Origin of the sequence: Streptomyces sp. NPDC052036 (assembly GCF_040680495.1) — a bacterium.
In the GTDB taxonomy this organism is placed as follows: Bacteria; Actinomycetota; Actinomycetes; order Streptomycetales; family Streptomycetaceae; genus Streptomyces.
Window position 1 is genome coordinate 20,726 of sequence record NZ_JBFAWW010000051.1, and the last position, 26,046, is coordinate 46,771.

Below are 26,046 nucleotides of genomic sequence, written 5' to 3' on the forward strand. Positions count from 1 at the left end.
CTGGCTGCGGTGCGGCGCCCGGAGGGTGAAGTTGAAGCAACGGTCCAACTCGCCTTGATGCGGCAGCCGCTATGACGGCATCGCGACCGCCGTCTCGTGACGTGCTGTCGGAGATCAGTCTGCGGGTCGGAACCGGAGCGCCGACCAGGTGTCGTCGATCGCAACCTGCCGTACGGGCCGCACGCCCCGCTCGGACAGCGCGGCGGCCAGGGTGTCGCGGTTCAAGTCCGTTCCGAGCTTTCCGCCCTTCGGGTAGGCCACCCAGGCGAGAGCATCGCGCTGCGCGGCGGCAAGCGCCGCCTGCGCGTCCGCCGCGAGAAGGTCATCGGAGGTGGTCACGAAGGCGAGCACCGCATCGGCCGAGGCCGCGTCACCCATGGCCTCAACCTCCAGGTGGACGTCGTCGGGCTTGCCCAGTACAGCGACACTGTGACCGGGCTTGATCTGCAGCTTGCTGATGACAGACACCCGCCTGATCCTGCCACCCGAAATGCGGCTCCGCACGCCGCGCGCCACCGTGTTTCGCTCCCGGTGGAGATCGGTGTTGCGGGATGGGCGCGGACCGCCGTGGAATCGACGCTGCCCAGGGACAGGTCCGTCGGTCCGCGGTGGGCGGCCTCGGCGATCATGCCCTCCGGCAGGACATGGAAGACGCCGGCCTCGCGCCACTGGCGAACCGCTGGTAGACCGTTTGCCAGGCCTCGGATTTCGGCGGCAACTCCCGCCACTGGCAACCGGTACGGAACCGCCAGATCACCCCCTCGAACTGCTCGCGCAGGTGCTCCGGGAAGGGGCCGTAGCGGCCGACCGGCAGGAATGTCTCGATCAGCGCCCACTCGATATCGCTGAGTTCATGTCGCGCCACGCGAGCGCGCTGCCGGCTATGCGCGTTGTCGATGTGCCGGGGCCGGCGGTGATTGCGCCGGCCCCGCCAGATCACTGCTCGCGGCGGTCTGGTCTGGCGATCCTGAAACGGGCCACGTTGCCCTCGGTGGCCCACCGGTGGAAGCCCGCCTTCTCCAGCACGCGCACGGAGGCCGGGTTGGACAGCTCCGCGCCCGCGGCCACGGTGTGGACATCGGGCAGGGCGAGGGCGAAGTTCGCTAGGGCCCGGGCGGCCTCGGTGGCATAGCCCCGGCCGCGGCGGGACGCCACAAGGCCGTATCCGATCTCGATGGTTCCCCCGGTGGGAGGCCAGAACAGGCCGATGGAGCCCACCACCAGGCCACTGTCACGTTCGACGATCAGACGGTGGCCGTGTTCGCCGAGCCAGGTGGGGTGCTGCTCGAAGAGGCCGGCGATGACGCGGTCGCCTTCGGCAGGGAAGTCGTCCGCCCAGAACACCGACCTGGTGTTGCCGAGGACCGCAGTCGCCTCCGCGGTGGTCCAGGGCCGAAGAACAAGGCGGTCGGTGGTGAGCTGCTCAGGGGCTGATGAAGAGGAGGCAGACATGGATCACTCCTGGTCGTGGGAACGACCGGGCCGCGCTGTGTTATCGCGCGGGCCGGATGAGGGCATGCAGACGAGAGCCGACGGCGGCCATATTCATCACCCTCCTCATCCCGTGATCGCGCGTCTTTCGCGCTGGCGTGACAGTAGCAACCCTCGCCCCGCCTGTGCGAAGGGTTTTCGATCAGTCGTCAGCCGCCACAGTCAAATGGAGTTGCCGCAGCGCCCGTGATCCGCTTGGGTCGATGCCCGTGACTGCCGTGAACAACCTGATACGCCCCGACCGGTACCCGCGTTCGTCCCGCTACGATCCTGCCTGGCTGCTCGATCTGGACATGGGGCCGAATCCGTTGTGGCTGCTGGAGGACCTGGCCCGGGACCTTGATCTGCGGCCGGGGATGCGGGTCCTCGACCTCGGTTCGGGCAGGGGCGCCACCTCGGTGTTTCTGGCCCGCGAGTACGGCGTCCAGGTTGTCGCCGCCGACTGGTGGATCAGCGCGGACGAGGCGGCCGCCGTCTTCGCCGAGGCCGGTGTCGCCGACCGCGTGGAAGCCGTACGCACAGAGGCGCATGTCCTGCCGTTCGAGGCGGACAGCTTCGACGCCATCGTGAGTGTCGACGCGTTCGAGTACTTCGGCACGGCGGACACCTATCTGCCCTACCTCGTACGGTTCCTGCGTCCGGGCGGGCAGCTGGGCGTAGCGACACCCGCATTGACCCGGGAAATCCGCGAGCTCGGAGCGATCCCCACGCACATCAAGAAAGCGGTCGGCTGGGAAGCGATCGCCTGGCACACAGCCGAGTGGTGGCGCTTCCAGTGGGAGATCACCGAACTGGTGACGGTTACCTCCGCCCGGCTCCAACAGGACGGCTGGCGCGACTGGCTCCTGTGGACCCAGGCATGCGCCGAACACCAGAGGGACAACCAGGCAAACCAGACCGTGATCGACATGCTCACCGCGGACGGAGGCGAGTTCCTCACCTTCGCTCTGATGACTGCTCGAAAGAACTGACCAGGGCGCTGCTCGTGCACGGCTGCCTGACCGCCCGAGCGCCTGAACACATTGATCACGACTCCGAACAGGCCCCTCGGGCGTGTCTGGCAATTGACCGTGAGGCGGGCAACGTCGTTGAAGTAGCGACCAGCGATCGAGAAGACTGCCGCCGTGAGCTCTCGACGTTACGTAACTCTCGATCAGGACGACACGGCCGACGGGTGGTTGCACGTGGTCGTCGAGGCACCGACCGGCGTCTTCTACCACCAGCAGTACGGCGGTCACGCATGCCGACAGGGGCAGGTGGAGGGCTTCCTGGTGCCGGTGTTCGGTCCTGATGCGCTGGACTCACGGCGCCAACCGTTCGAGGAGGAGTTCGCCGGCGGCGGCACGTGGAACTACTCGTGGGCGGACGATGAACGCAGGAAGCTCCGCGGAATCATCGAGACCATCCGCTACTGGGCATTCGACGGACACACCGAGGAGCTGCATGCCCTGAGGCTGGGCGAAAGCCGAATCCGTGACGCTGATGAGTCATGGATTCCGGTGATCACGCCGGATGGGCCTGGAATGCTGCTGTGGGCCAACTCGGATTAAGTTGTCCAATCCGCCGATTCGACCCCTGCCTCAGCCCTTTCACCTCGCCCCACCACAAGATCAATACCGGAGTCCCCCTCTCCTGTGACGGCAAGCGCCGCCCGCTCGCGATCCTGGTGATGCCAGGCCGACGCCACGGCAGCGTCCGCGCACGCCTTCTTCCGGGACGGAGCCGCACCCTCGCATCGGCCTGGGCCGACCACGCTGTCCGCCTGATCGGGTCGTCGCAGACAGGGCATAAAGCCCTGCTTGTCGATGAACTACCCAATCGCCACCCCTGCGTCTGTAGCGTCGTTGCACGTCACTTTTGCGATGCGATGCGGGAGACGTCGTCGAGAACTCTTTGACGATGGTGGCATAGCGGAATGGCACGGTGCGTCGCGTGGTGGAGCCTATGTCCCGGATCCAAAGGGTGACCGTCTCGCCGGGGGAGAGGTGGACGTCGCTCACCGCTTCCGTGCTGGACCGGCGGGCGGGCAGTAGACGGGAGAGATCCAGTGCTCGCGTGCGCCATCGGTGGTGCCGCTCGTGGCGGCGGTCTGGAAGGAGCCCGCGCTGAGGGGGCGTCAACCGCCCCACGCGCACCTCGGCTTCTGGCTGAGGCGGCGGAGGGGGCGGCCCTGCGTCCCGGACCCCCGGCGACCCGTGCGTGAAGGCCGGCCGGGGCCGCTCGCCGGCCCCCGGACCGTGGCGCCGAAAACACTTGACTGTGAACTTCGCGCTCAAAAAGTCCCGTTGGCCTCGTTGACATGTCGTGAGTACACACGTTTCACTCGACACTCGCGCATGGCAACGTTGTCAGGCCGTTCGAGCGACCCGGCACCGTTGTCTGTCGCTGGCGTTCCCGATCTTCGGAACGTCAGCACCTAAGGTGCGAAGCACGAACCGCTGCGGAGGCAACCGATGGTCCGACCTCGACGTTCAGCTGCGCCACGTAACCGAAAGAGACTTCGCCAACGCCTGGCCGTGGTCTCCGTCCTGGGCATCGCCGTACTACCGCTACCGGCGGTCGGCGGCGCCTATGCCGCGAGCGCCGCAACGCCGGCCTTCGTGAAGGACCCCGCGTCCCTCGTCAACCCCCTCATCGGCACCTCGGGTGCGGTGGACACCTTCCCCGGCCCCGATATGCCGGCCGGCATGGTGCAGTGGGGTCCCGACACGACGCCCGACCGCCCCTCGGGCGGCGGCTACGAGTACGACGACAACAAGATCTCCGGCTTCAGCCTCACCCATGTCTCGGGACCCGGCTGCGGCGTCGCGGGCGACCTGCCCATCCTGCCGGTGACCGGCGCACTGTCGGGCAACCTCGGCAATACGTCTGTCGGTTTCAACCACAGCGACGAGCAGGCCGGCATCGGGTCCTACAAGGTCAGCGACGCCAACGGGGTCGAGACCCAGCTGACCGACACCACCCGCGCGGGCCTGGGCAGCTTCACCTTCCCCGCGGGCAGCCAGGCGAACCTGCTGCTCAAGCTCAGCGGGGGCGCCACGCAGGTGGACGGGACCCGCGTCCAGGTGGTGAGCAAGAAGGAGATCAGCGGCTCGATCGACAGCGGTCACTTCTGCGGCGCGAGCAACCGCTACACGCTGCACTTCGACATCAAGTTCGAACAGCCGTTCACTGCGAGCGGCACCTGGGTCGGCAGCACCATCAACCCCGGAGCGACCTCGCTGAAGGCGGGCAGGGCCCAGCAGACCCTTCCGACGCACCCGTCGAAGCCGCTCAAGGAGAGGCACTTCACCGTTCCCGCGGCACCGTCCCCGACCGTACACGGGAGCGGCAGCAAGGCCTCCGGTACGCCGTCCCCGGCGCCGAGCGGTGCAGTTGCGCCCCGGGCGTCCGCCACGGGCAAGACCGGCAGTACGAGCAAGGCCGTCCAGCCCCCCACGACGGGTGCGAACGGCATGTACCTGACGTTCGACACGTCCGCCAACCCGACGGTGAACGCGAAGGTCGGCATCTCGTACACGAGTGACGCCAACGCGGCCGACAACCTCACCACCGAGATCAAGAACTGGAACTTCGATGCCGTCAAGCAGGCGAACCACGACGCCTGGAACGCGGTGCTGAACAAGATCCGGATTGGCGGCGGCTCCTCGGACCAGCAGGTGCAGTTCTACACCGCGCTCTATCACGCGCTGCTGCACCCGAACGTCTTCTCGGACGCCAACGGCCAGTACATGGGCATGGACAATCAGGTCCACAAGCTGGCCAAGGGGCAGCAGGCCCAGTACGCCAACTACTCGGGCTGGGACACCTACCGCTCCCAGACCCAGCTGATGGCGATGGCCGAGCCCAAAGTCGCCAGCGACGTCGTGACCTCGATGCTCAACGGTTACGACCAGACGGGCCTGCTGCCCAAGTGGGCCTCCAACAACGGCGAGAGCTACGTGATGGTCGGTGACCCGGCCGCCGGCATCATCGCCGGCGCGTATGCCTTCGGTGCCCGGGGCTTCGACACGGACAAGGCGCTCGCCGCCCTGCAGCACGAGGCCACCGTCCCGAACAACGACCGCCCCGGCGAGTCCGTGCGGGACGCGAAGGGCTACCTCCCGCTGGACGAGAACGACTACGGCTGCTGCAACTTCTACGGCCCGGCCTCCACACAGCTGGAGTACGACTCCGCCGACTACGCTCTCGCCGCCTTCGCGAAGTCGCTGGGCAAGACGGCCGTCTACAAGAAGTTCGCCACCCGCGCCCAGGACTGGATGAACGTCTTCAACCCGCAGACCGGCTACATCCAGGGAAAGAACAAGGACGGCCAGTTCGCGGGCGGATTCACCCCGGGCACCTCCAACGGCTTCGTGGAGGGCACGTCGGCCCAGTACACGCCGATGGTCCCCTTCAACCTCCAGCAGCTCATCCAGGCACGCGGCGGTGACAAGGCCTACTCGTCCTTCCTGGACAGCCTGCTCGACAACATCACGAAACCCGGCAACACCGACGCCGACCTGAGCAACGAGCCGAGCGTGGAGATCCCCTGGGAGTACAACTACACGGGCGAGCCGTGGAAGACCCAGGCGGCCGTCCGCGAGGCCCAGCAGAAGCTGTACTTCAACGCTCCGGTCGGCTCGTTCGGCAACGACGACCTCGGCGCGATGAGCTCCTGGTACGTCTGGTCGGCGCTCGGCATGTACCCGGAGACCCCCGGCGCGGACACGCTGGCGCTCGGCAGCCCTGCGTTCCCGGCGGCCAAGGTGACCTTCGGTGACGGCAAGACGGTGCAGATCAATGCGCCGCAGGCCGCGCCCGACGCGCCGTACGTGCAGTCGCTCGACGTCAAGGGCAAGGAGTGGAAGACCTCCTGGCTGACCTACCAGCAGTTCAAGGGCGCGGGCACGGTCGACTTCACGCTCGGCACCACTCCCGACAAGTCCTGGGCGTCCGACTCGTCGGCGGTGCCGCCGTCGGACACCACGGGCGGTGACCGGGTGTTGGCCGCGACCGGTCCCACCAGCGATGGTCTGGTGCTTCAGCCGAACGCGTCCGGTGACGGCACACTCGACCTGACCAACCTCGGCAGCAAGGACGTCACGGCCGACTGGAAGGCGACGGCGCCCTCCGGCGTCACCCTGGACACGATGTCCGGCTCGGTGACCGTGCCGGCCTCCGGCAGTGCCGAGGCGAAGGTCCATGTGACGGCGGGCGCGAGCGAGGGGACGTTCCCGGTCACCTTCGCGCTGACCGACCACAGCACCGGCGCGGCACTGAGCGGGGCGACCCTCCGGGTGGCCGTGGCCAAGGCCGGTGCGCTGTGGCCGTACGACACCAACGAGGGCATCTACCCCGACGGTGCGAAGTACTCGGGCGGCTTCGACGGCGGCGGTTGGGCGTTCTCGCAGAACGCGCTGTCGGCGGCGGGCGTCACGAGCGGCTCCACCGTCACGGTCGACGGCATCTCCTACACCTGGCCGACGGTGACCTCCGGTCAGCTGGACAATCTGGAGATGGCCGGCCAGACCATCCCGATGCCGGCCGGTACGTCGGGCGCGTCGCTGGGCCTGCTGGGCACGGCGGCCAACGCGCCGACCGACGGCAGCGGAGTCTCCGGCACGGTGACCGTGACCTACACCGACGGCACCACCACCAAGGCGACGGTCGGCTTCTCGGACTGGACGCTGAACGCCGGGTCCAGCAAGCCGCTCCGGGGTGAGACGACGGCCGTCTCGACCGGCTACCGGAACACCGGCAGTGGAGGCCGGGACAACGTGAAGACCTACGTCTTCGCCACGAAGGTCTCGCTCGACGCGTCCAAGCAGGTGGCGTCGGTCACGCTGCCGGTGACGGGTTCGACGGGCTCGGACCACCTGTTCGCCTACGGCTTCGGCCACTGAGGCCGACAGGCGCTGACGACGACGGGCCGGTTCCCGGGCGTGAGCCCGGGGCCGGCCCGCCATCATCTCGCCATCCGATCAGCTCGGCGTGGGCGGCCACGTTCAGCGGTCCGCCTCCTCACGAGTGTCGGCGCCGGCTCCGTCCGAGCCCGTCGGCTCGGCCCTGAGACGTTCAGCCCGGCCGGTCGAACGCCCATCGTCGAACCCCCCATTACTTTGGCGCATTGACCCTCGATTTTCGTCGTCCGGTCAATCTCGGCCACTAGACCTGCCGCTGACCAGTGTCGCTCGCGGGCCACGTTGCACGGTCGCACCGGGCCGCCCAGCCCGCCCGTGAGGGATTCCCTGCGATCGAGGAAATCTGATGCGAGCTGTCCAACTGATCACCGCGCCGATCGCCGTCTTCATGGCCGTGGCGGGCCTGGCCGCGCCGGCCACGGCAGACACGCTCCCGAGCGGGAGCTCCCATACGAGACACATCGAAGTCCGCCGCGATCACCCGGATGTACGGGTGCCGATCGTCGTGTCGAGGTCGGGCGAGGCTGTCATCGACCTGAACGCCGCGGCACCGGGCACCGACTGGGCCGTGGCGGGTGCCGAGTCGGCGGTCGTGTCCATCTCGGTCGACGGCCACCACGCCACCGACCTCGTCGTCTCCGGCGGGCAGCCCCTTCACCGGCAGCTCGCGCTCGGTCACCTCTACGCGGGTGTGCACAGGCTGCGCCTGCACTTCTCCGACGAGGGCTCCCCGGCGGCCGCCACCTCCGCCCTCGTCGATGCACTGCGGGTCACGACCTACGCGCCGAACAGCCCCGAGTACCTGGTGCTGCGCTACGCGCCGGTCGTCTACGGGCGCGGCCTCGCCGACCTCGGCAGCCCGTACCAGAACGCCACCACTGACACGCCGCTCATCGCCTGGCACGAGATCGCCCCGGCCGCCACTCCCGGCCACCAGGTCCTCACCTACTCGGTCGTGTGGAGAAACGAGGACGGCGGGACGAACACCCCTGCGCTGATGGCTCGTTGGGGTCGCACGACCGACATCGAGTGGATCTACTCCGTGGAGGTCGACGAGCACGGCCACCGGGTTGCGGGCAGCGACACCTACCAGGCGCCCAACCACGCGACGCTGCACTTCACCGGCAAGTACGAGGACGATCACGCCCTGCTGGAGACCTGCACATCGAACAACAACATGTGCGACGTCGTGGACGACCCGATGCGCTTCTTCCTGTCGACTCTGCAGACGCTGCCGGCCGGTCAGCCTCGCGAGCACCTCATGGACATCAACCCGTGGACCTACGAGATCATGGCCAAGGAGATGCTCCGCGAGCACAAGGCCGAGGCTCCTTCGGCGTCCACGGCGTTCACGCCCGACATGAGCGACCAACGCAACTACCTGTACGCGGTGGTCAAGGAGAACACTCAGCCCGCCAACACGGACTCCTCCTGGGTCGGAGTCTCCCTCGGTGTGCGCCTCGTCTCCGGGCAGACCGTCTACCTGTCCCACCACGTCGATCCGACCTGGTCGATCAGCCGTGACCTCCCCGCGGCCACGACCGTCGAGCTGCCGGCCGGCACCAAGGCCGAGGACATCGCCGAGGTGAGCGTCCATCGTGTGGTGGTCGGCACGGACACCGGCGCCACTGTGCACGTCACGGGCATCAACCGGGGCTTCTTCCTCGGCCAGGACTACCGTCCCCAGCAGTCGTTCCTGACCTGGAGCGGCGATGTGACCCTCGATGCGAACAACACCTCTGCGGTGATCTGGCGCCGCTGACGCCGTTCGTCGGGCGGGTGCCGGCCGCGGCGGTCGGCACCCGGTGCCGGCATCGACCGGACCTCGGCGCTGCTGACCGGGCAATGGCGTCACAGCGCACGCGACTGTCTGACCGGTCGGACCGGCGCGAGCCTGCGGCACGGATGGGGGGCCGGCCCCCTGCGATGCGCCCCTTGGTCGGCCGGCCCCTCCGTCCTGTGTGCCTCAGGTCTGCGAAAGCCTTACGGGTAGCTGACCAGGTAGGCCACATTGCTGCTGGCGGTCACCTGGTTGCCGGTGTTGTCGATGATGTGGTTGATGGTGCCTGCTCCGCCCAGGACCGTGGTGACCATGCTGTGGAACTTCACCGTGGACGTGGTGGGCACCTCGATGGCATGGCCGAGGACCACGGAGGGGTTGTCCCGGAGATAGGCGTAGACACCCACCCCCCATGCCTCGTGGGAGGTGACCGAGTTGGCGACCTTGTACGAGGCGTAGCCGAGGTCGCCCCCACTGGTGGTCCAACTGGACTGGTTGGGCACGTCGTAGGGGGTCTCGCTCTGGTAGAAGTACGTGCGGCCGCCGTTGCCGTTCCAGGTGGTCTGGTACTTCTGGTAGTGCTCCACGGCCAGGCCGTACATGGTCACGTTGTTGCCGTTGACGATGAGTCCGTTGGCGGCCGGGTTGGTCGTCCAGCCGACGCCGTTGGTGTGGTCCGCGCGCCACAGCCACAGGTCGGCACCGACCACGTCGTTGCTGTTGATCACCAGCGTCTGGGTGGCCTTGCCCGCGACGTCGCCACCGATGCGGAAGAACACGTCGTGCAGCACGATCGGGTCGGCGCTGTGACTGGCGGTCGAGCCGGCCGGGCCAACCTGCATCAGTGTGTTGGAGTTGGTGGTGTTCGCGCTGATCAGCAGTCCGGCGATGTCGATGCCGTCGACGTCGGCAGTGGTGATCGCGGTGACGCCGTTGTCCGGCACGAGGGTGGCCAGACCCAGCCCGAGGACCACCGTGTCGGGGCGGGTGATGTTCAGCGGGGCGGACAGGTGGTAGACGCCCGGGGTGACGATCAGGTTCTGCCCCGCGGCGAGCGCGTTGTTGATCGTCGTGGCGGTGTCACCGGGTTTGACGATGTAGAACTGGCTGATCGGCAGTGACGTGCCCGGAGCGGTGCCGTTGACCCAGTCCGGGCCCTGCACATTGGTGCGCGCCGACGGGACGAACACCTGCCAGTTGCCCGAGCCGTCGACGTAGATGAACGGCTTCTCGCGCATCACCGGGCTCTGGGCGACGGTGGTGTACTGCGGATTGGGGAAGCTGGTCGCCGGGGCGCCGGTGTCGCCGACGAAGACCATGTTCCAGTTGTGCCCGGTCCAGCCGCCGTTCAGGGCGGTGTTCTGGGTGAGGAACTGCTGCTGGGTCCCCGAGTTGATCTGGCCGGATATGCGGGAGTTGCCTATGTAGCCGCCGCTGGACCAGTTGGTGGTGGTGCCGTGGGTGTCGTCCCACAGCTTCATGTTGCCGTGTACGTCCACCCGCCGGAACGGGTCGGCCTGCGAGACGGCCCACATGGTGCTGCCGGAGCTGGGGCTCACCGACATGTTCTCGACGTCGCGCCAGAAGTTCTGCGTGGCGTTGCCGTCGCTGGTGTGACCCTCGACGTGCACGCCTCCACCGGTGATCGACACCTGGTCAGGTGACAGGCCCAGCCCGGAGACCTGCGTGTAGTAGCCGACCGGGATGTCGACGTTGTACGTGCCGGGGGTGAACAGCAGCGCGTTGCGCTGGGTGCCGAACTCGTTGGTCTGCTGGGTGCCGTAGACCGAGTTGATCTTGGACTGGATGGTGGACACCGGCATCGACGGATCGAAGACCGTCACGTTCGGTCCGAAGTCCGGGGTGTTGGGCGGTGGGGTGATGCCACCGGTGAATGTGAAGGACTGGGCGCTGGTGCCGTTGCAGGTGTACTGCTGCAGCTGGACGCTGTCGGCGGTGGACGCCGACGGCACGTCGAGGCACTTGCCGCTGTTGCGGTTGACGAAGTGGTACGCGCCGGACGCCTCGGCGACCGGCAGCCACTGCTGGTTGGCACCGCCGCCGTAGAGCCACAGCTGGGTCAGTGCGCCGTCGGCGGTGGAGACGTCGGTTTCGTCCCAGACCTGGTTCGGTGCGGAGGCCGCGCCGATCCGGTAGTAGCCGCTGTCGGTCGCGGTGAACTGCCACGACTGGGCGCCGCTGCCGTTGCAGGTGTACTGCTGCACGGCGGTGCCGTTGCCGGTGGCCGCAGCGCGAGCGTCCACGCACTTGCCGCTGCTCCCGTTGACGACGGTGGTCGGAGTGGTGGGGATGGTCGCGGCGCTGGCAGCCGGGGCGGACACCAGCGCGATGCCGGCGGCGGCCGGCAGTAGGAGGGCGGTCGTAAGGACTGCTGTACGTCTGTGGTGACGGCGGGCTCGGACGAGCACGGCGAGAACGTGGGTCACGCGTGTCTCCTCGGTCGCGTTGTGGGGCGCGATGCGGATGGGACGGTAGGCGCAGCCTGTCGAGGCGTCAATACACATCAAAAGATAAGTCGTGAACTATGTTGCCGGAGAGGGGCGGAGAGGAGAGCGCCGCCCCCACAGGACGGTGTGGTCGTTGAGTTACTGCTGGTCCAGCCGTACCAGTAGACGCTGCGTGGCATCCTCCCGGCTCAGGCCCTGGTCGACAGCTGGTGACCTTCCCCTGGGGGCTCGGTGCCCGGCCCGCTCGTCGAGATGGTTGCCTTTCTACGTCTCGTAGTAGTTTGGATGGTCGAAGACAGCCCTGCTGGTAGGGAGAAGAGGAGGTGCCGGGTGGCGGGCGGTAAGGGCGGCCGGGGAGAGGCCCGGCGGCGTGCGCGGGGTGAGCTGGAAGGGGAGGTGCTGGCTGCCTTGTGGGCGGCCGGCGGACCGGTGACCGCGGCGGTGGTCCAGGAACAGGTGGCCGGAGCTGCGTACACGACGGCGCTGACGATCCTGACGCGGCTGTGCGACAAGGGGCTGGTGACCCGGCAGCGGGAGGGCCGCGGTCATGTGTATGTCCCCGTCGACGATCAGGCTGGGCTCGCGGCGGCAGGGATGCACTCGCTGCTGGACGAGGGCGGGGATCGTGCGGAGGTGCTGGCCCGGTTCGTCTCGGAGCTTTCGGCGGAGGACGAGCAGCTGTTGGAACAGTTGTTGCACGGCGACTCCCCCGACCGCGGGTGACACGTGTTCTGGCCGGTCCCGATGTATCTGCCGCTGCTGGTGAGCGCGGTGCTGGCGCTGGTCGCGCCGTGGGTGGGGCGTCGGATGCTGCCGCGTGCGGGGACATGGGCGATGGTGTGCGCGGCGGTCGTCGCGGCCGGTACGTGGGTGACCGAGCTGGCGATTCTGGCCTTCACCGCAGTGGAGCAGGTGCCTCTGGTGGCGGCACAGGGGCCGTGGTCGGTGAGTGTGCTGGCGGCGGAGGATCCGGTGAGCCGGAAGGTCGCCGCCCTGTGCGCCGGGGTGGTGATGCTCGTGGTGGTCAGTGTGACGGTGGCGTCCTGGCGTCACGGGCGGGCCCTGGTCGGCGCCTGGCGGGAGTGCCGGGAGCTGGCTGCGGGCGGGGACCTGGCCGTGGTCGATGATCCGGTGCCGACGGCGTTCGCCGTGCTGGGTATGCCGGGGCGGGTGGTGGTCTCCTCCGGGATGCTGCGGGTGCTGGACGCGCGGGAGCGGCAGGCTCTGCTCGCCCACGAACGGACGCACCTTCGGCATCGGCACCATCTGTTCTCGCTGGTGCTGCATCTGACGGCGGTGGTGAACCCGTTGCTGCGGCCATTGGAGCGGGCAGGAGCGTTCGCAGTGGAGCGGTGGGCGGACGAGGCGGCCGGTGTCGTCGTGGGAGACCGGCCGCTGGTCGCACGGGCGATAGCGCGGGCAGCCCTGGCAGCGAGCCGGGCCAGGCGGGCGGCGCTGTCCGCGACCGGTGGGCCGGTGCCGCAGCGTGTGCGGGCGCTGCTGGATCCGCCGATGCCCCGTCGCCGGGGCATGACCGCGGCGTTCGCGGTTCTCATGGCGGTCTGCTGTGCGAGCCTGGCCATCACGGCGCACGACACGGAGCGGCTGTTCGAGGCCGCGATGCACGCGCCCGCTACCGCCGCGCAGTTGCGCATGCGGTAACCGTCCCGGGCGCTGCCCGGCCTGCTTCCTGAGGCTTGGCAGCGGACGGTCGACGACACCCCCGTGTTGCGTTCGGCCAGTAGTACGGTTTTTGGGCCACCGTGTTCCCCGCGTGCGCCGCGTTCGCCATCCCGCCGGGTGGCCTGGCTGTTGCCCCTCGTGCTGGAACGCTGAAGAACGCCCCGGCATCGGCGACGCGCCGGGCTCGGCAGCGCGTAGCGGCCGAACCATGCAACGAGGTGCCGGCCGACGTAACGGCCAATGAGGCGCAGCGCGCCGCGGCTCAGTGCGGCGGCCAACGGGTGGCCCAGCGGTGCAGGCCAGGCTGGTGAGGTAGGCGACGGGGAGGTCGAGGAGCGCCGAGCCGAGCGGGTCATGGTGGGGGGAGTGGGCCCCGACGTAGACCCGGGTGAAGTCCTCCGCCACAGCGAAGACCGCGGCGATGACGCTGAGACGGCGGTCCGACAGGAACAGGGCGGCCACTGTCGCGACGGCCACGGCGGTGTGCCTGGACGCACCTGCGAAGGGCGTGAGACCTGGGGCCGTCGGCGGATCGTCCCTCTCCGTTTACTTCTCCTCTTACCTATATTTCTACGTCTTGTAGTAGAACGTGTATGCACACTCCTGAGCTGCCGGGTTCGGGGTCCGCTCCCGAACTCCTCGCCCCGGGATGACCGTTCCCTAATTTCTACATCATGTAGTAGCTTCGGCTGTCGGCGCCTCCGCAATCGCTCCGTGGTCCAGGTCCGTGTACAGGCGCGGCCTCGGCCTGCGCACGGCGCCGTCCTGGCCCTGGGCTTGCCCAGCCGTGCCCCCGCATCCCCTCAGGAGGCTGATCGACCGTGCCCGACCGTCACGACCCGCTGCCGGGCCCGATGCCTCCCCTGTCCGCTGCGCCACCGCAGGAGCCAGGAGTTCGGCGGATCGCCGTCATCTCCGCGAGCGTCGGCGCCGGACACGACGGCGCCGCCGCCGGGCTCACCGATCGCCTGACCGCGCACGGATTCCTGGTGGACCGGTACGACTTCCTCGACCTGTTGCCCGCGCGCGCAGGCAAGCTGCTGTGCGGCGGTTATCACCGCCTGCTGACCTGGGCTCCGGAGGGCTACCAGCGCCTCTACAAGGCCACTGATCAGGCTTCGCGCCCCGGTGCGGTGTGGCGGGCGCTGTTCCGCAGCGCCGAACAGCCCACGCTGCGGGCACTGGGTCCGGACACGTGCGCGGTCATCTCGACCTACCCGGGGGCCAGCCAGGTCCTCGGCGCGCTGCGGCAGCGCGGCCTGCTGAAGGTGCCCACCTTCACCTACCTGACCGACTTCTCCGTCCACGCGATGTGGGTCGCCCCCGGCATCGACGCGCACCTGGCCGTGCACGCGATACCCGCGGCCCAGGCCCATGCGCAGGGCGCGGCTGGTGTCACGGTCGCCGGCCCCGTCACCGATCCGCGCTTCGCCCCCACCACTGGCAGTCAACGCCCCGCCGCACGCGCCCGGTTCGGTCTGCCGGAGCGCGTGCCGCTGGCCTTGCTGGTCGCGGGCTCGTGGGGGGTGGGCCCGGTGCGACGGGCCGCCGCCGAGATACGCGAGACGGGAGTGGCGGTGCCGGTGGTGGTGTGCGGGCGGAACCAGGCTCTCGCCGAACAGTTGCGGCAGGACGGCATCGAGCACGTCTTCGGCTGGGTGGACGACATGCCGGGGCTGATGCACGCCTGCGACGTTCTGGTGCAGAACGCCGGCGGGCTGACCTCACTGGAGGCAGTGGCCGCCGGGTTGCCGGTGGCCAGCTATCGCTGCATCCCCGGCCACGGCCGCACGAATGCCCAAGCGTTGGAGGAGGCCGGACTCGCCGCCTGGATCCGTACCCCTGAGGACCTGGGTCCCGTGCTCGCCGAACTCCTGCACGGGGAACGCGGCCAGGCTCAACGCGCGGCGGGAATCGCCCTGCATCGATCCGCCCCCGGGCCGCTACCCGCCGTCGCTGCACGATGCGGAGGCGCGCCCACACCGCCCGCTCCGTCCCGGACGGTCCGCCGCCTGGGCCGCCGGCGGCTCGCCCTGACCGCCACCACCGTGGCGACCACCGTCTCCCTGGGCGTCGCCGCCCCGCTCGCTTACGCCTACTCCGAAGCCCCCGCACGCTTCACCGCCGTAGCCCACTACCTGGACGGAGACAGGCGATGACCCCGGCGCGCCCCGCCCTGCTCGCTTCGGCCGCGGTCCTGCCCGCGCTCGCCGCCCTGCACGCGGCACCCGTGATCTCCACTTTCGGGCCGCTGCGCAACACGGCCATGCCGCGCCTGGCCGGGCGGGGCCGGCCGGACCACATCGCCCTCACCTTCGACGACGGCCCCGACCATCTGTCCACTCCGCACTTCCTCAGCCTTCTCGAAGCGCGCGGGGTCCGTGCCACCTTCTTCCTGCTCGGCTCGATGCTGGTCCACTCGCCCGGGCTGGCCAAGGAGATGGCCGGCGCCGGGCACGAAATCGCCGTCCACGGCTGGCACCACCGCCCCCTCTTGGTGCGCGGCCCCCGCGCCACCTACGACGACCTCGCCCGCGCCCGCGACGCCGTCGCCGACGTCACCGGCCGAGCGCCGACGCTCTTCCGGCCGCCGTACGGAGTGATGACCACCGCTGCCCATCTGGCCTGCCGCCGCCTAGACTTGACCCCTGTGCTGTGGACCTGCTGGGGCGAGGACTGGCGCAAGCGGGCCACGCCCCGATCCGTCGAGGACACCGTCCTGAGGGACCTGCGCGGCGGCGGCACCATCCTGCTGCACGACTCCGACTGCACCTCCGCCACCGGCTCCTGGCGCACCACCCTGGGGGCGCTGCCCCGCATCCTCGACACGTGCACTGCTCGCGGTTGGCAGGTCGGCCCCCTCCATGAGCACGGAGTTGCAGGGTAGGGCGGTATCGGGCGTACGAAAGCCCGCCTGGGTGCGTGCCGAAGCCGACGGCCGTTGAGCGGATGGACTGTCTCCGCCAAGCGGTAGCGCTCGCAAAGGACTGTTGATCACCCTGGATGGCGGCCATACCGAACACGCTTGCCAGGACAAAACGCTCATCGAAGCTCGACGGGAGCTCCTCACACCTTCCCGATGGTGCCGCCGTGCGATGTGCCGGCCGCACCGCGGGACTGCGTCCGTACCAGCTCCTGCGGCCCAGACTCGGGTGCGTTGCAGGCGCACCCTTTGATGAAGTACTACGCACCCGAAGTGATAGATCAGTTGCCTGAGATGTTGTTCAACATACGACTGGCATCGTGCCCGGGATGGAGCCGCGGTGATCGTCATTGCTGAGGGCGGCCGTCGTGTCGCGGTGCGGGCGGACGAGGTGTCTGCTGCGTACGTCGGGGTACGTGCCGCCCGTTGTGCGCGTTCTGCCTCGCCCGGCCCGGGGCGTGAGGTGCGGGCTGTTGTGGAACTGAGCCGGGCGTTCGGCGGAGTGACCATGAGGGCCCTGCTCGGAGCCGCGTTCTCGCCGGACCCGCAGGGAACATTCATCGTATTCGAAGTCCCTTTCGGCGAGGAGATGGGGCTTGGCGCGGTCGCCACGTGCGCCGGCGAGCTCGGCCCTCCGCTGGTAGCCGGAATGCCGCGCGACTTCGCCGATGCCGCGCTCGACGGGCTGGCCGGGGACCCGGCGGTCGCAGCCTTGCCGGCCGGGCTGCTACGGGTCGACCGCGCGGGCTTCCATGAGTTGGGGGCTTCCGAGATGGCGTTCAAACTTGTCGGCGAGCTGCTCGGGTGCGTGGTTGACGCTCTGCTCCACAACCGGGATCCCCGCACGGTAGCTCAGGCCGTGGGGAGGGCTTGGTGATGCGGAGACAACGGACGACCGAGGCCTTGAATCGCTGTCCCGACCCCCCGATCACCGTCACCCTCGCCGGACCGGCGTCACCCTCGCGTACCCGGCCGCCGAGGAAGCCCTGGGCACAGCGCGCGGCGCATCCGGCGTACTGGGGCGGCGCCGTGGTCCGCGACTGCGTCGCAGTGGCCGTCACGATCCGACGCTGCTTGCCATGGGAATCAGTCAGCGACGGACAGCCTGTGCCACCAGCGAGCGCAGCCGCCGGAGCAGAAGCGCTCGCGACGGCGTTCGTCGGGAGGGGCGAGCCAGGCGATCTTGCCCAGTCGCTGGTAGATCCGACCCTCGGTGATCAGTACTGCGGGCGTGTGTGTCGGGCGCAGGCCGGCTCGGCGAACGCTCTCCGGTCCGTCGTCGGCAGTGATACGAGCCTGGAGGCAGTGTGCGACAGGTGTCGCAGTGTCTACGACTGCGCCTCTGAGTTGAGTGCGTCGAACCACTCAATGCCCTGCGGCATCGGGCGCAGCCCTTGGGCGAGTTCGTTGAGTATGACGTCATGCTCGTTCATGACATTGCTCTCCCGTGGAGGGGAATTTCGACGCGGTTCATGCATCGCAACGCATGCGGCCCGTTGACCGTCGGTCCCTGAGTCATCGAGCCCCGGCAGTCGTACTCGGCCAGCAGCTGCACCCCCACTGCGAACCGGTCTGGAACTTTCGAGCGATCGCGGCAGTCACCTGCCGGGCGCCACCTGCCGCCCCGCTTCGTGCTCCGGCCGGTGACAACCGATCTCGACCGCGCCGCGCAGCCTCCTCACGAGCGGCGCCGTACTCGTAGGCCGATGCGTGTCTCATTCCATGTCCGCCACGACGGAGCCCACCCGGTCGCCGAGTGACGGGTCCCGGCGGACGAGGAGCGTCGCGTAGCCGAGGGCGAGGAGCACTGTGGCGACGGCCGCGTAGGGGAACCAGCTGTAGGGGGCGGGCTGGCCGGGCTTGGCCAGGTAGTAGAGCGGGACCACGATGGCCAGGGCACCGAGGGCGGGCAGTACCAGGTGCCTGACCACGCGGAACTCCTGCGGCCGGTATCTGCGGTAGTACAGAGGCAGTGCGACGTTCGAGGCCAGGTACACGAGGAGGATCAAGATGGTCCCCATCGTCGACGCCTCAGCGAAGAAGGCCACCGGGTTCATCGAACCGCTGTGGTGGCCGAGCACATGACCCAGTCCCCAGCCACCGATGATCAGCAGGGCGGTGGCGGTGAAGGCGAGGATGGCGTTGGTGGGCGTGCGGCGGATCGGGTGGACGTAGCCGAAGAAGGACGGCAGCAGTCCGTCGCGTCCGGCGTTGAACACCAGCCGGGCCTGTGAGTTGGTGCCGGCGATCAGCGCGCCGAGGGTGGAGGTGAGCCCGCCGAGGTAGGCGAGGAAGGCGAGCGCACCGAGGGTGTTCTGGGCCACGCTGATGAAGGGGATCTGGGCGCCGCCGAGCTTGTGCACGTCGTAGCCGAAGCCGGTCACCGTGGCGTAGGAGAAGAGGACATAGCTCACCGACATGATCGCCACGGAGGAGAAGACAGCGCGGCTGACGTTGCGCCGGGGGTTCTCCGTCTCTTCGGCGAGCGCCGCCGAGTTCTCCCAGCCGACGAAGAGGTAGACCGCCAGTGGGAACCCCCCGGCCAGCCCTTTCAGCCCATTGTTGAGGTGGCTGGGGAGGAACGGGGCGGCGGACAGGTGCCCCGCGTGGCTGGTGATCGCCGCGATCGAGACCACCACCAGGACCACCATCTCCACCGCGAAGAAGAAGCCTGCCAGCTTGGTGGAGACCACCACGCCTCGCAGCATCAGCGCCACCGAGACAGCGGTGAGCAGTAGCGTCCAGATGATCCACGGTACGTTCAGGCCGGTGTACCGGTGCAAGGTGATCTCCAGGAAGCCACCGGAGATCGCGATGACCGAGGCCATGCCGATGATGTAGCCGACGCCGACGAGCAGCGCCGTGGTCACCGCGCTGACCGGCCCGAAAGTCTTGCCTACGAAGGTGATGAAACCGCCCGCCGACGGGTGTGCCCGGGAGAACTGGGCGAGCGTGTTTCCCAGCAGGGCCACCGCGACACCGGCGGCGATGACGGTGAGCGGGGAGGCCACGCCCGAGGTGGTGGTGAGGAACGCGAAGCCGAAGTAGAAGCTCATGGCCGGGCCGATGTTGGCCATGGTGGCGGCGGCGATGTCAGCCATCCCCAGGACACCGCCAGGCAGCCGCTGGGGCTCACCTGGGGTGGGGTGCGAGGCGACAGGTGGTCCGGCTCCCGGGGTTCCGGGGTCTGGCATGGCTTCTCCTTCTGCGGCCGTGCGGTTCCTTGCGTGACCTGGGCTTCACTCGGTCACACCGGCTGGACGCGTTGGTGCGCCTTGACCGCCCGCACGGCCAGGTCCGTGGCGCCACGGGTGAGTTCGTCGAGCAACTCGGCGTGGCAGCGGTTCCGTTCCCGGAGCATGGCGGGTTCGGGTGCGGGCAGCAGCAGGCACAACCGGCCGAGCAGGTCGGCCGCGAGCTCGCGCATCCCCGGACCGCCGAGCACCTCGGCCAGCTCCAGGTGGAACCGGGTCTCCAGCTGAAGCAGTCGAGCCGGATCGTCGACCAGGTCGAGTTCGGTCACGAGCGCTCGCAGCCCCTCCAGCCGTTCGGCCTCGACCTCGCCGCAGCTGTGCGCCACCAGGCCGCACTCCACCAGCAGATGGAACGAGTCCAGCGAGGCTGCCGCCTCCGCGTCCTGCATCACCGCGACGACGGTCTCCCAGGCCGAGGCGACGAAGGTCCCGCCGGCCCGCCCACGGCGCCGGTCGAGCAGGCCGTCCTGGCACATGCCCTCCAGGGCGCGGCGCACCGTGATCTCGCTGATCCCGAGCTCGTCGGCGAGGACGCCGGTGTCCGGTAGCCGGTCGCCGGGGAGCACCGATGCCAGCCGCACCTGGAGCGCGATCCGGGAGCGGACGAGCTCGGCCCCGGTCTGCCCGCCGCCGCCCAGCAGAGCGCGCGCGCCCGCCACCCCGGCGGCCGACGCCGCAGGGAGGCGTCCTCCAGGGCCGAAGGGGACGAACTTGCCTGCCGGGTTCACCACGCAGTCACTCTAACCATCCGTTGCTCGAGGCAGCAGACCGGAGGCGGGACGCGCGGGGCGCCGGGCCGCCTCCGGTCCGTCAGCGGCTCAGGCGACGGCCTCGCTCTGCGGGGCCGGTTGGGCCGATTCGCCCTCATCGGATTCGCTGAAGGACATCTCGGGCGGGGCGACCCGGAAGCCGCGGGTCAGGTAGCCGAGGTAGATGATGCCCAGGCCGAGCCAGATCAGCCCGAGGGTCAGCGCCGCGCCGTCCAGGTTGGCCAGGAGCCAGGCGTCGATCACCGCGCCGACCGCCGGGACCGCGAGGTAGGAGACCGGGTGCGGGCGCTCCCCGGCGCGCCGCCTGCGCAGGTAGGAGGCGATCACGCTGAGGTTGACGAAGGTGAACGCGGTGAACGCGCCGAAGTTGATGAAGGAGGTCGAGGTCGCCACGTTGAGCTTCAGGGCGATGAGCCCGACCGCGCCGGTGAGCAGGATGTTGCCGGCGGGGGTGCGGAAGCGCTCGTTCAGCCGACCGAAGACGCCGCGCGGCAGCACCGAGTCGCGGCCCATGGCGTACAGCAGCCGCGAGGTGCTGGCCTGGGCGGCCAGGCCGGAGGCGAACTGGGCGACCACGAGACCGGCCAGGAAGAAGGAGGAGAACAGGTTGCCGCCGATGGTCTTGGCGATCTCGAAGGCGGCGGAGTTGGGGTCGGCGAAGGAGCTGCCGGGGTGGACCAGTTGGGTGGTGTAGGCGACCAGGACGAAGATGCCGCCGCCGATGAACGCGGTGAGCATGATGGCGCGCGGAATGGTCCGCTGCGGCTCCAGGGTCTCCTCGGTGAGCGTGGTCACCGCGTCGAACCCGAGGAAGGAGTACGCGGCGATCGCGGCGCCGGCCGAGACGCCGGACCAGGTCGTGGAGTGGTTGGCGAAGGGCGTGATACTGAACGCGGACCCGGCCCCGCCCAGATGCATCACATGGGCGACGGAGAGCACCACGAAGAAGCCGATCACCAGAACCTGAAAGGCCATCAGCAGGTCGGTGGCGCGCTCGGCCGCCTTGATGCCGATGACGTTGAGCGCGGTGGTGATCGCGATGAAGCCGACGATCCAGACCCAGAACGGCACGGCCGGGAACTCGGCCTGCAGGTAGGCGCCGCCGATGAGCCAGATGACCATCGGCAGGAAGAAGTAGTCGAGGAGGGTGGACCAGCCGACCAGGAAGCCGACGCGGGAGTCGATCTCGCGGCGTACGTAGGTGTAGGCGGAGCCGGCGACGGGGTGTGCCTTGGCCATCCGGCCGTAGCTGTGCGCGGTGAACAGCATCGCGGCCAGGGCCAGTACATAGGCGCTGGGTACGGATCCGTCGGTGGCGCCGGCGATCACGCCGTAGGTGCCGAGCACGATGAGCGGTGCCATGTAGGCCAGGCCGAACAGGACGACCGACCGGAGCTTGAGCGCGCGAGTGAGGGTCGCGGGTGAAGCGTTGTTCATGGGGACTCGCTAAGGGGTGCGGGGACGAGGGCGGGGTCAGGCGCGGGGAGCGGACGCGGGCCGCCAGCGGCGGGGGTCGATCCGGCCTGCGTACAGCGGTAGTTCGATGGGGGCGTCGGTGTCGGTGAACTGCTCCCACATGCGGTTGAGCCCGGCCGTGCCGAGAGTGCGGGTCCGGGTGACCTGGTCAAGGTCGAGTACCTCGGTGAGGACGACGGGCTCGGCGTCTGGGGCCTCGGCGGTGACCCGGCCCTCGGGGTCCACGATCAGGCTGCGGCCGGTGCCGACGGGTGCGGCGGCGTTCACACTGACCATGTGAAGCTGGTTGACGATGGCGTGCGCCCGGGCGAGGACCAGCTCCTGCTCACGGTCGGCGGTGGTGGTCTCCACCTGATTGACGATCACTTCGGCGCCCAGCCAGGCGAGTTGCCGGGCCACCTCGGGGAACCAGCTGTCGTAACAGATGGCGAAGCCGATCCGGCCGGCCTCGGGCAGGTCGAAGACCACGAAGCGGTCGCCCGGGTCGTATGGCTCGTACGGCCGCCACGGGAAGATCTTGCGGTAGGAGGCGACCAGGCGCCCTTCGGGGGAGAACGCCAGTGCCGTGTTGAACAGGGCGCCGTCGGATCCGCGTTCGCAGACGGTGCCGGGGAAGAGCCAGACGCCGAGGTCTCCGGCGAGTTCGGCGAGCTGCCGGGTGCGCGGCCCGTCCAGTGGCTCGGCGGCGGCCTGGAGCAGTTCGTGGCGCTCCTCGGTCGTACCGTCGACGCCGCACAGGTGCATCTCGGGGTGGATCACCAGTCGTGTCTCGGGGTGCGCCGCCAGCAGCTCGGTCACCTCGGAGGCGAAGCCGTCGAGCGCGGTGGCGGCTGGTCGGGGGGCGACCTGGGCAGTCGCGATGGGCAGGAGCCGAGGCATGGCGAGACCTCCAAACAATTCGAAGCAGCCAAAATGCGACGTGAGCGGCAGGCTGGAACGAGCCGTTCCGGCATGGGTGGAAAATTAGAGCATGATGAACAGTTAAACAAGACCCCGCGGCGCGGACCCCGGGCGTCCTGACGGCGCGGACGCCTCCCTGGGGCTGGGGGCGTCCGCGTTTGTTGTGGTGATGACGGGATGGGTCAGACGTGTGGCCGGAGCAGCGGGTACCTGACCGTTCGGCGGTACTGGATCCCCCTTCGTGCGAACACAACCGCAGGCGCAGCATGTGCGTGTCCGGGGGCAGGGTGCGGTGGCGGGGGTGCGCGCCTTGCTTGATGACGTCCAGCACCAGCCCCCGTGCGGCATCGGTGGCACCGCGCCGCGGTCGTGGCAGTGATCCCCGGTGGTAGTTACAACCTGATGTCATTACGAATCAAAGCGAAGTCGAGGTGATCGACGCGGCCGACCGGATCGTCGTGCCCGGCTTCGTCGACACCCACCTGGCAGGCGGCGGTCCGCGGTGTCCGCGCGGACTGGACGTTCGCCGACCGCCTGGCGTTGATCCACAGCACGCTCCGGCCCGTTACCGGCCCGAGGACGCCTACCTGGGTAATTTGCTCGGTCGAGTGGAGGCCCTGCACTCGGGCGTGACCACGATGCTGGACTGAGTCCACTGCCCCCGCAGAGCCCCGAGCGCGCCGACGCCGCCGTCGCCGCGTTGTGGGAGGCGCCGAGCCGGTCGCTGACCGACCGGGTGTCGGCCGCCGGCCCGCGCCCGACCCTGACCATCGATGACACCCCCGGCGGCCGGGGGTGTCATCGATGGTCAGGGACCTACTGGAGTTCGCCACCGTCGACGGCGCCCAGGCGTAGGGGCACGCCGCCCGACCCGGCAGCCTCATGCCTGGGAAGGCCGCCGACGTGATCCTGCTGCCCACCGACGATCTGACCGTCTTCCCGGTCGGAGGCCAGCGCCGCAAGTCGGGAGACGATGGGCTGCCGCGCGCGGGGCAAACGATTCCGGCGGATGGTCGCAAGTATCCCAACAGGGAAGCTCCGCGACCGGCTCGGTGCGATGGTCCCCCGTGCGGGACTCATCCTGGTCGCGGTCGACCCGGCGTACACGAGCCGGTGGATGGGTGGCCCTGCAGGTGCCGGACGTGACGGCCTGCACGGTGCCGTCCGGGAAGACGACGCGCGGTGGTGGCCGATGGGGCGGCGGCGTCCGCGTGGCCGGTGTCGTCCAGTAGGGGGAGCAGGTCGCCGGTGGCGACGAACCCGGTGCCGAGGTGGGTATCGGCGGCACGGATCCGTTGCAGTACTAAGATCCCGGCAGTGACGAGACCGGTGCTGCCCGACGATCGTATCGTCGGGGGTGAGCCCTGCAGTACCTTTCCAGCGCGCCATCGTGCAGACCACGAAGTCAATGGCCACCAGCACGTGCAGGAGCCGTGAGGAACTCGATGAGCATTGCACTGTTCACCCTGGGCGGGACCATCGCCATGGCTGGCCACACCGATGCCGGAGTCAGGCGTCTGACCGGAGTCGATCTCGTCGCCGCCGTGCCCGGGGCGACGGACCTGCAACTCGAGGTGCATGACACCCACGCCGTTCCAAGTCCGGACCTGACGTTCGCTCAAGTCCTTGACCTGGTCGATGAAGCCTCGCGCGCCGTAAAGGCCGGCGCCACGGGTGTCGTCGTGACTCAGGGGACCGACACACTGGAGGAGACGGCCTTCCTGGTCGACCTGGTCTGGCCGCACGAGGCTCCGTTCGTGCTCACGGGGGCGATGCGCAATCCCACCCTCGCCGGGCCGGATGGTCCTGCGAACCTGCTGGCAGCCGCGCGCACCGCGGCCGCGCCGACAGCGCGTGGTCTGGGCGCGCTGGTCGTCCTGAACGACGAGATCCACGCCGCACGTAGCGTGCGCAAGACCCACAGTACGAGCACTGCCTCCTTTGCGTCCCCCAACAGCGGCCCGATAGGCCACGTCATCGAAGGTCATGTGCGCATTCTCGTACGGCCATCACGCCGGGACCCGCTCTCGGCCCCGGCCGGGGCCCCGCTCGCAGCGGCGCGGGTTGCCCTGCACACGGTCACTCTCGACGATCACGCCCCGTACCTGACCGACATCCCACGCACCCACCAGGGACTCGTCGTCGCCGGCTTCGGCGTGGGGCACGTCCCGTCCGCTCTCGCACCCACACTCGGCGACCTGGCCAAACGGATCCCGGTTGTCCTCGCCTCCCGCGCGGGCGGCGGCTCCGTGCTCCGCCAGACCTACGGCGCGATCGGCTCCGAGACCGACCTGCAACGCCGCGGACTCATCAACGGCGGCCTGCTCGATCCGTACAAGGCCCGCGTGCTGCTCCGCCTCCTGCTCGCCACCGGCGCCGACCATACAGCCGTGGCCGATGCATTCTCCCTGCACGGTTGACGAGACGTTGCGAAGGGCGGGCCCGGGTGGGAGCGCCTGGTCGACACAACAGCGAGATACCAGGAGAAATCTGACAGCAGCGGCCCGCTCCACGGCAAGCGGCAGGCCCTCCCGTGGTGATCAAGCCGGGGGCGTCAGCCTGTCGAAGCAGACTTCTCTCCGGACGGGGTGACGGCGTACCACTCCTTCTCCTTGCCCTGGCCGTTCGCCTGCCCGGCCTTTGTGTCGCCCACGTACCTGTACAACGGCCAGCCGGCGAGGGTGAGCTGCTTCATGCCGTTCCGGTGGACCGTGCCGAGAAGGCCCCTTTCAACCCCCGAGGTCTGTACGGAGTCCTGCACGATGACAGGTATCCATGTCTTTGTGCACGCACCGGCGCAGGTCCACTTGGAGGGAGTCGCCTGGTCCCTGTCGTAGCGGTAGAGGGTCATCCCCTTGTCGTCAGTGACCACGTTGCCCGTGCCCTTCATCGCCTTGGCCATCACCGCGGTGGTCGTGCCGATGTGTCCGCTCCCGGAGTCGTCGCTGTCGGCCGGTGCTGAGTCAGCCGGTGCGGAGGTCGCGGGATCCGACGCGGCCGGGGCGACGGGGGCAGCGGCTCCGGTGCTGGTGCCGTTCGAGGAGCCGCACGCCCCCAGCAGGAACGCGGAGGTGAGCCCTACGACGAGGCTGAGGACGGTGCGTCGGCGGATCAAGGAGTTGCCCTTCGTCGGGAGGCGCATCTGTCTGCTCCCTTAGTACGTCGGGCAACTCCCGCCCTCTCAGCCGCTGGTATCACATGACGCAGTCTTGACCATCGCCATGCCCGCTCGGCGAAGAGGGCACCCACCAGCCTGCGGACTGGCCATCCACCAGTTGCGGCAGGACAGTTACTGCTCGCACCGTCATGGTGCACGCGCTGACCGCGGTCGGTGTCGATGCCGGCAGTCACGGCGAGAAAATAGTAGCCATGTACATAGTAGCCATGTAATGTATCTG

21 protein-coding genes and 1 pseudogene are annotated in these 26,046 nt (G+C 69.0%); 11 read left to right on the forward strand and 11 right to left on the reverse strand.

Features of this window, described 5'->3' with window-relative positions:
• Positions 1–114 precede the first annotated feature (114 nt).
• The 3 genes and pseudogenes from AB0L95_RS38080 to AB0L95_RS38090 form a co-directional block, all read right to left on the reverse strand.
• On the reverse strand, positions 115–468 hold the full coding sequence (locus tag AB0L95_RS38080; protein WP_365170670.1) for a hypothetical protein: 354 nt from the start codon (positions 466–468) through the stop codon (positions 115–117).
• An 83-nt stretch (positions 469–551) separates the two neighbouring features.
• Positions 552–865, reverse strand: a pseudogene (locus tag AB0L95_RS38085) (transposase); the annotation flags it as partial.
• A gap of 71 nt (positions 866–936) precedes the next feature.
• On the reverse strand, positions 937–1,452 hold the full coding sequence (locus AB0L95_RS38090) for a GNAT family N-acetyltransferase (protein WP_365170613.1): 516 nt from the start codon (positions 1,450–1,452) through the stop codon (positions 937–939).
• A gap of 242 nt (positions 1,453–1,694) precedes the next feature.
• Between AB0L95_RS38090 and AB0L95_RS38095 the strand changes: the two genes are divergently transcribed.
• The 4 genes from AB0L95_RS38095 (at position 1,695) to AB0L95_RS38110 (ending at position 9,156) form a co-directional block, all read left to right on the forward strand.
• A complete protein-coding gene (locus AB0L95_RS38095; RefSeq protein ID WP_365170615.1) occupies positions 1,695–2,462 on the forward strand; it encodes a methyltransferase domain-containing protein in 768 nt (255 codons plus the stop codon).
• A gap of 153 nt (positions 2,463–2,615) precedes the next feature.
• Positions 2,616–3,041 carry a DUF6210 family protein gene (locus AB0L95_RS38100; RefSeq protein WP_365170617.1) on the forward strand — a complete coding sequence of 142 codons (426 nt, stop codon included), beginning with the start codon at positions 2,616–2,618 and terminating at the stop codon, positions 3,039–3,041.
• Between the two features lie 966 nt (positions 3,042–4,007).
• A complete protein-coding gene (locus AB0L95_RS38105; RefSeq protein WP_365170619.1) occupies positions 4,008–7,376 on the forward strand; it encodes a lectin in 3,369 nt (1,122 codons plus the stop codon).
• A gap of 364 nt (positions 7,377–7,740) precedes the next feature.
• Positions 7,741–9,156, forward strand: coding sequence for a hypothetical protein (locus AB0L95_RS38110; RefSeq protein ID WP_365170621.1), 1,416 nt, complete (start codon positions 7,741–7,743; stop codon positions 9,154–9,156).
• 221 nt (positions 9,157–9,377) lie between these two features.
• On the opposite strand, the gene AB0L95_RS38115 is transcribed toward AB0L95_RS38110, so the two are convergent.
• Complete coding sequence (locus AB0L95_RS38115) at positions 9,378–11,621, reverse strand: RICIN domain-containing protein (RefSeq protein ID WP_365170623.1); 2,244 nt, start codon at positions 11,619–11,621, stop codon at positions 9,378–9,380.
• 351 nt (positions 11,622–11,972) lie between these two features.
• On the opposite strand from AB0L95_RS38115, the gene AB0L95_RS38120 reads away from it, so the two are divergent.
• The 5 genes from AB0L95_RS38120 to AB0L95_RS38140 all read left to right on the forward strand — a co-directional run bounded on the left by AB0L95_RS38120 (position 11,973) and on the right by AB0L95_RS38140 (position 17,125).
• Entirely contained in the window at positions 11,973–12,365 is a 393-nt protein-coding gene (locus AB0L95_RS38120) for a BlaI/MecI/CopY family transcriptional regulator (protein WP_365170625.1), read from the forward strand.
• 3 nt (positions 12,366–12,368) lie between these two features.
• Positions 12,369–13,304 carry a M56 family metallopeptidase gene (locus AB0L95_RS38125; protein ID WP_365170627.1) on the forward strand — a complete coding sequence of 312 codons (936 nt, stop codon included), beginning with the start codon at positions 12,369–12,371 and terminating at the stop codon, positions 13,302–13,304.
• Positions 13,305–14,146: 842 nt separating this feature from the next.
• A complete protein-coding gene (locus AB0L95_RS38130; RefSeq protein WP_365170629.1) occupies positions 14,147–15,484 on the forward strand; it encodes a glycosyltransferase in 1,338 nt (445 codons plus the stop codon).
• Positions 15,481–16,212 (forward strand): polysaccharide deacetylase family protein, encoded by a 732-nt coding sequence (locus tag AB0L95_RS38135; protein ID WP_365170631.1) that lies wholly within the window; start codon positions 15,481–15,483, stop codon positions 16,210–16,212. The genes AB0L95_RS38130 and AB0L95_RS38135 overlap by 4 nt, the downstream gene beginning before the upstream one ends.
• A gap of 376 nt (positions 16,213–16,588) precedes the next feature.
• Positions 16,589–17,125, forward strand: a complete 537-nt coding sequence (locus AB0L95_RS38140) for a hypothetical protein (protein WP_365170633.1) — start codon at positions 16,589–16,591, stop codon at positions 17,123–17,125.
• Between the two features lie 209 nt (positions 17,126–17,334).
• On the opposite strand, the gene AB0L95_RS38145 is transcribed toward AB0L95_RS38140, so the two are convergent.
• The 6 genes from AB0L95_RS38145 to AB0L95_RS38170 all read right to left on the reverse strand — a co-directional run bounded on the left by AB0L95_RS38145 (position 17,335) and on the right by AB0L95_RS38170 (position 22,627).
• The gene (locus tag AB0L95_RS38145; RefSeq protein ID WP_365170635.1) at positions 17,335–17,613 is read right to left on the reverse strand and encodes a DUF5958 family protein; all 279 of its coding nucleotides are present in this window, start codon (positions 17,611–17,613) and stop codon (positions 17,335–17,337) included.
• Entirely contained in the window at positions 17,577–17,681 is a 105-nt protein-coding gene (locus tag AB0L95_RS38150) for a DUF5958 family protein (RefSeq protein ID WP_365170672.1), read from the reverse strand. Before AB0L95_RS38150 ends, AB0L95_RS38145 begins: the two co-directional genes overlap by 37 nt.
• 282 nt (positions 17,682–17,963) lie before the next feature.
• Positions 17,964–19,442 (reverse strand): APC family permease, encoded by a 1,479-nt coding sequence (locus tag AB0L95_RS38155; RefSeq protein WP_365170637.1) that lies wholly within the window; start codon positions 19,440–19,442, stop codon positions 17,964–17,966.
• A gap of 53 nt (positions 19,443–19,495) precedes the next feature.
• Positions 19,496–20,161: an FCD domain-containing protein gene (locus tag AB0L95_RS38160; protein ID WP_365170668.1), complete on the reverse strand. Its 666-nt coding sequence runs from the start codon at positions 20,159–20,161 to the stop codon at positions 19,496–19,498.
• A 159-nt stretch (positions 20,162–20,320) separates the two neighbouring features.
• Positions 20,321–21,709 carry an APC family permease gene (locus tag AB0L95_RS38165; RefSeq protein ID WP_365170639.1) on the reverse strand — a complete coding sequence of 463 codons (1,389 nt, stop codon included), beginning with the start codon at positions 21,707–21,709 and terminating at the stop codon, positions 20,321–20,323.
• Between the two features lie 36 nt (positions 21,710–21,745).
• Positions 21,746–22,627 carry a carbon-nitrogen hydrolase family protein gene (locus tag AB0L95_RS38170; protein WP_365170641.1) on the reverse strand — a complete coding sequence of 294 codons (882 nt, stop codon included), beginning with the start codon at positions 22,625–22,627 and terminating at the stop codon, positions 21,746–21,748.
• 452 nt (positions 22,628–23,079) lie between these two features.
• On the opposite strand from AB0L95_RS38170, the gene AB0L95_RS38175 reads away from it, so the two are divergent.
• A complete protein-coding gene (locus AB0L95_RS38175) occupies positions 23,080–23,298 on the forward strand; it encodes a hypothetical protein (RefSeq protein ID WP_365170643.1) in 219 nt (72 codons plus the stop codon).
• Positions 23,299–24,093: 795 nt separating this feature from the next.
• Positions 24,094–25,068: an asparaginase gene (locus AB0L95_RS38180; RefSeq protein ID WP_365170645.1), complete on the forward strand. Its 975-nt coding sequence runs from the start codon at positions 24,094–24,096 to the stop codon at positions 25,066–25,068.
• Between the two features lie 134 nt (positions 25,069–25,202).
• On the opposite strand, the gene AB0L95_RS38185 is transcribed toward AB0L95_RS38180, so the two are convergent.
• Entirely contained in the window at positions 25,203–25,790 is a 588-nt protein-coding gene (locus AB0L95_RS38185; protein ID WP_365170647.1) for a hypothetical protein, read from the reverse strand.
• Positions 25,791–26,046 lie beyond the last annotated feature (256 nt).

Coding starts and splice junctions, on each gene's coding strand:
- AB0L95_RS38180 (WP_365170645.1), top strand. CDS start 24,094: ATGAGCATTGCACTGTTCACCCTGGGCGGGACCATCGCCATGGCTGGC.
- AB0L95_RS38155 (WP_365170637.1), bottom strand. CDS start 19,442: ATGCCAGACCCCGGAACCCCGGGAGCCGGACCACCTGTCGCCTCGCAC.
- AB0L95_RS38185 (WP_365170647.1), bottom strand. CDS start 25,790: ATGCGCCTCCCGACGAAGGGCAACTCCTTGATCCGCCGACGCACCGTC.
- AB0L95_RS38090 (WP_365170613.1), bottom strand. CDS start 1,452: ATGTCTGCCTCCTCTTCATCAGCCCCTGAGCAGCTCACCACCGACCGC.
- AB0L95_RS38170 (WP_365170641.1), bottom strand. CDS start 22,627: ATGCCTCGGCTCCTGCCCATCGCGACTGCCCAGGTCGCCCCCCGACCA.
- AB0L95_RS38165 (WP_365170639.1), bottom strand. CDS start 21,709: ATGAACAACGCTTCACCCGCGACCCTCACTCGCGCGCTCAAGCTCCGG.
- AB0L95_RS38150 (WP_365170672.1), bottom strand. CDS start 17,681: ATGAACGAGCATGACGTCATACTCAACGAACTCGCCCAAGGGCTGCGC.
- AB0L95_RS38110 (WP_365170621.1), top strand. CDS start 7,741: ATGCGAGCTGTCCAACTGATCACCGCGCCGATCGCCGTCTTCATGGCC.
- AB0L95_RS38095 (WP_365170615.1), top strand. CDS start 1,695: ATGCCCGTGACTGCCGTGAACAACCTGATACGCCCCGACCGGTACCCG.
- AB0L95_RS38135 (WP_365170631.1), top strand. CDS start 15,481: ATGACCCCGGCGCGCCCCGCCCTGCTCGCTTCGGCCGCGGTCCTGCCC.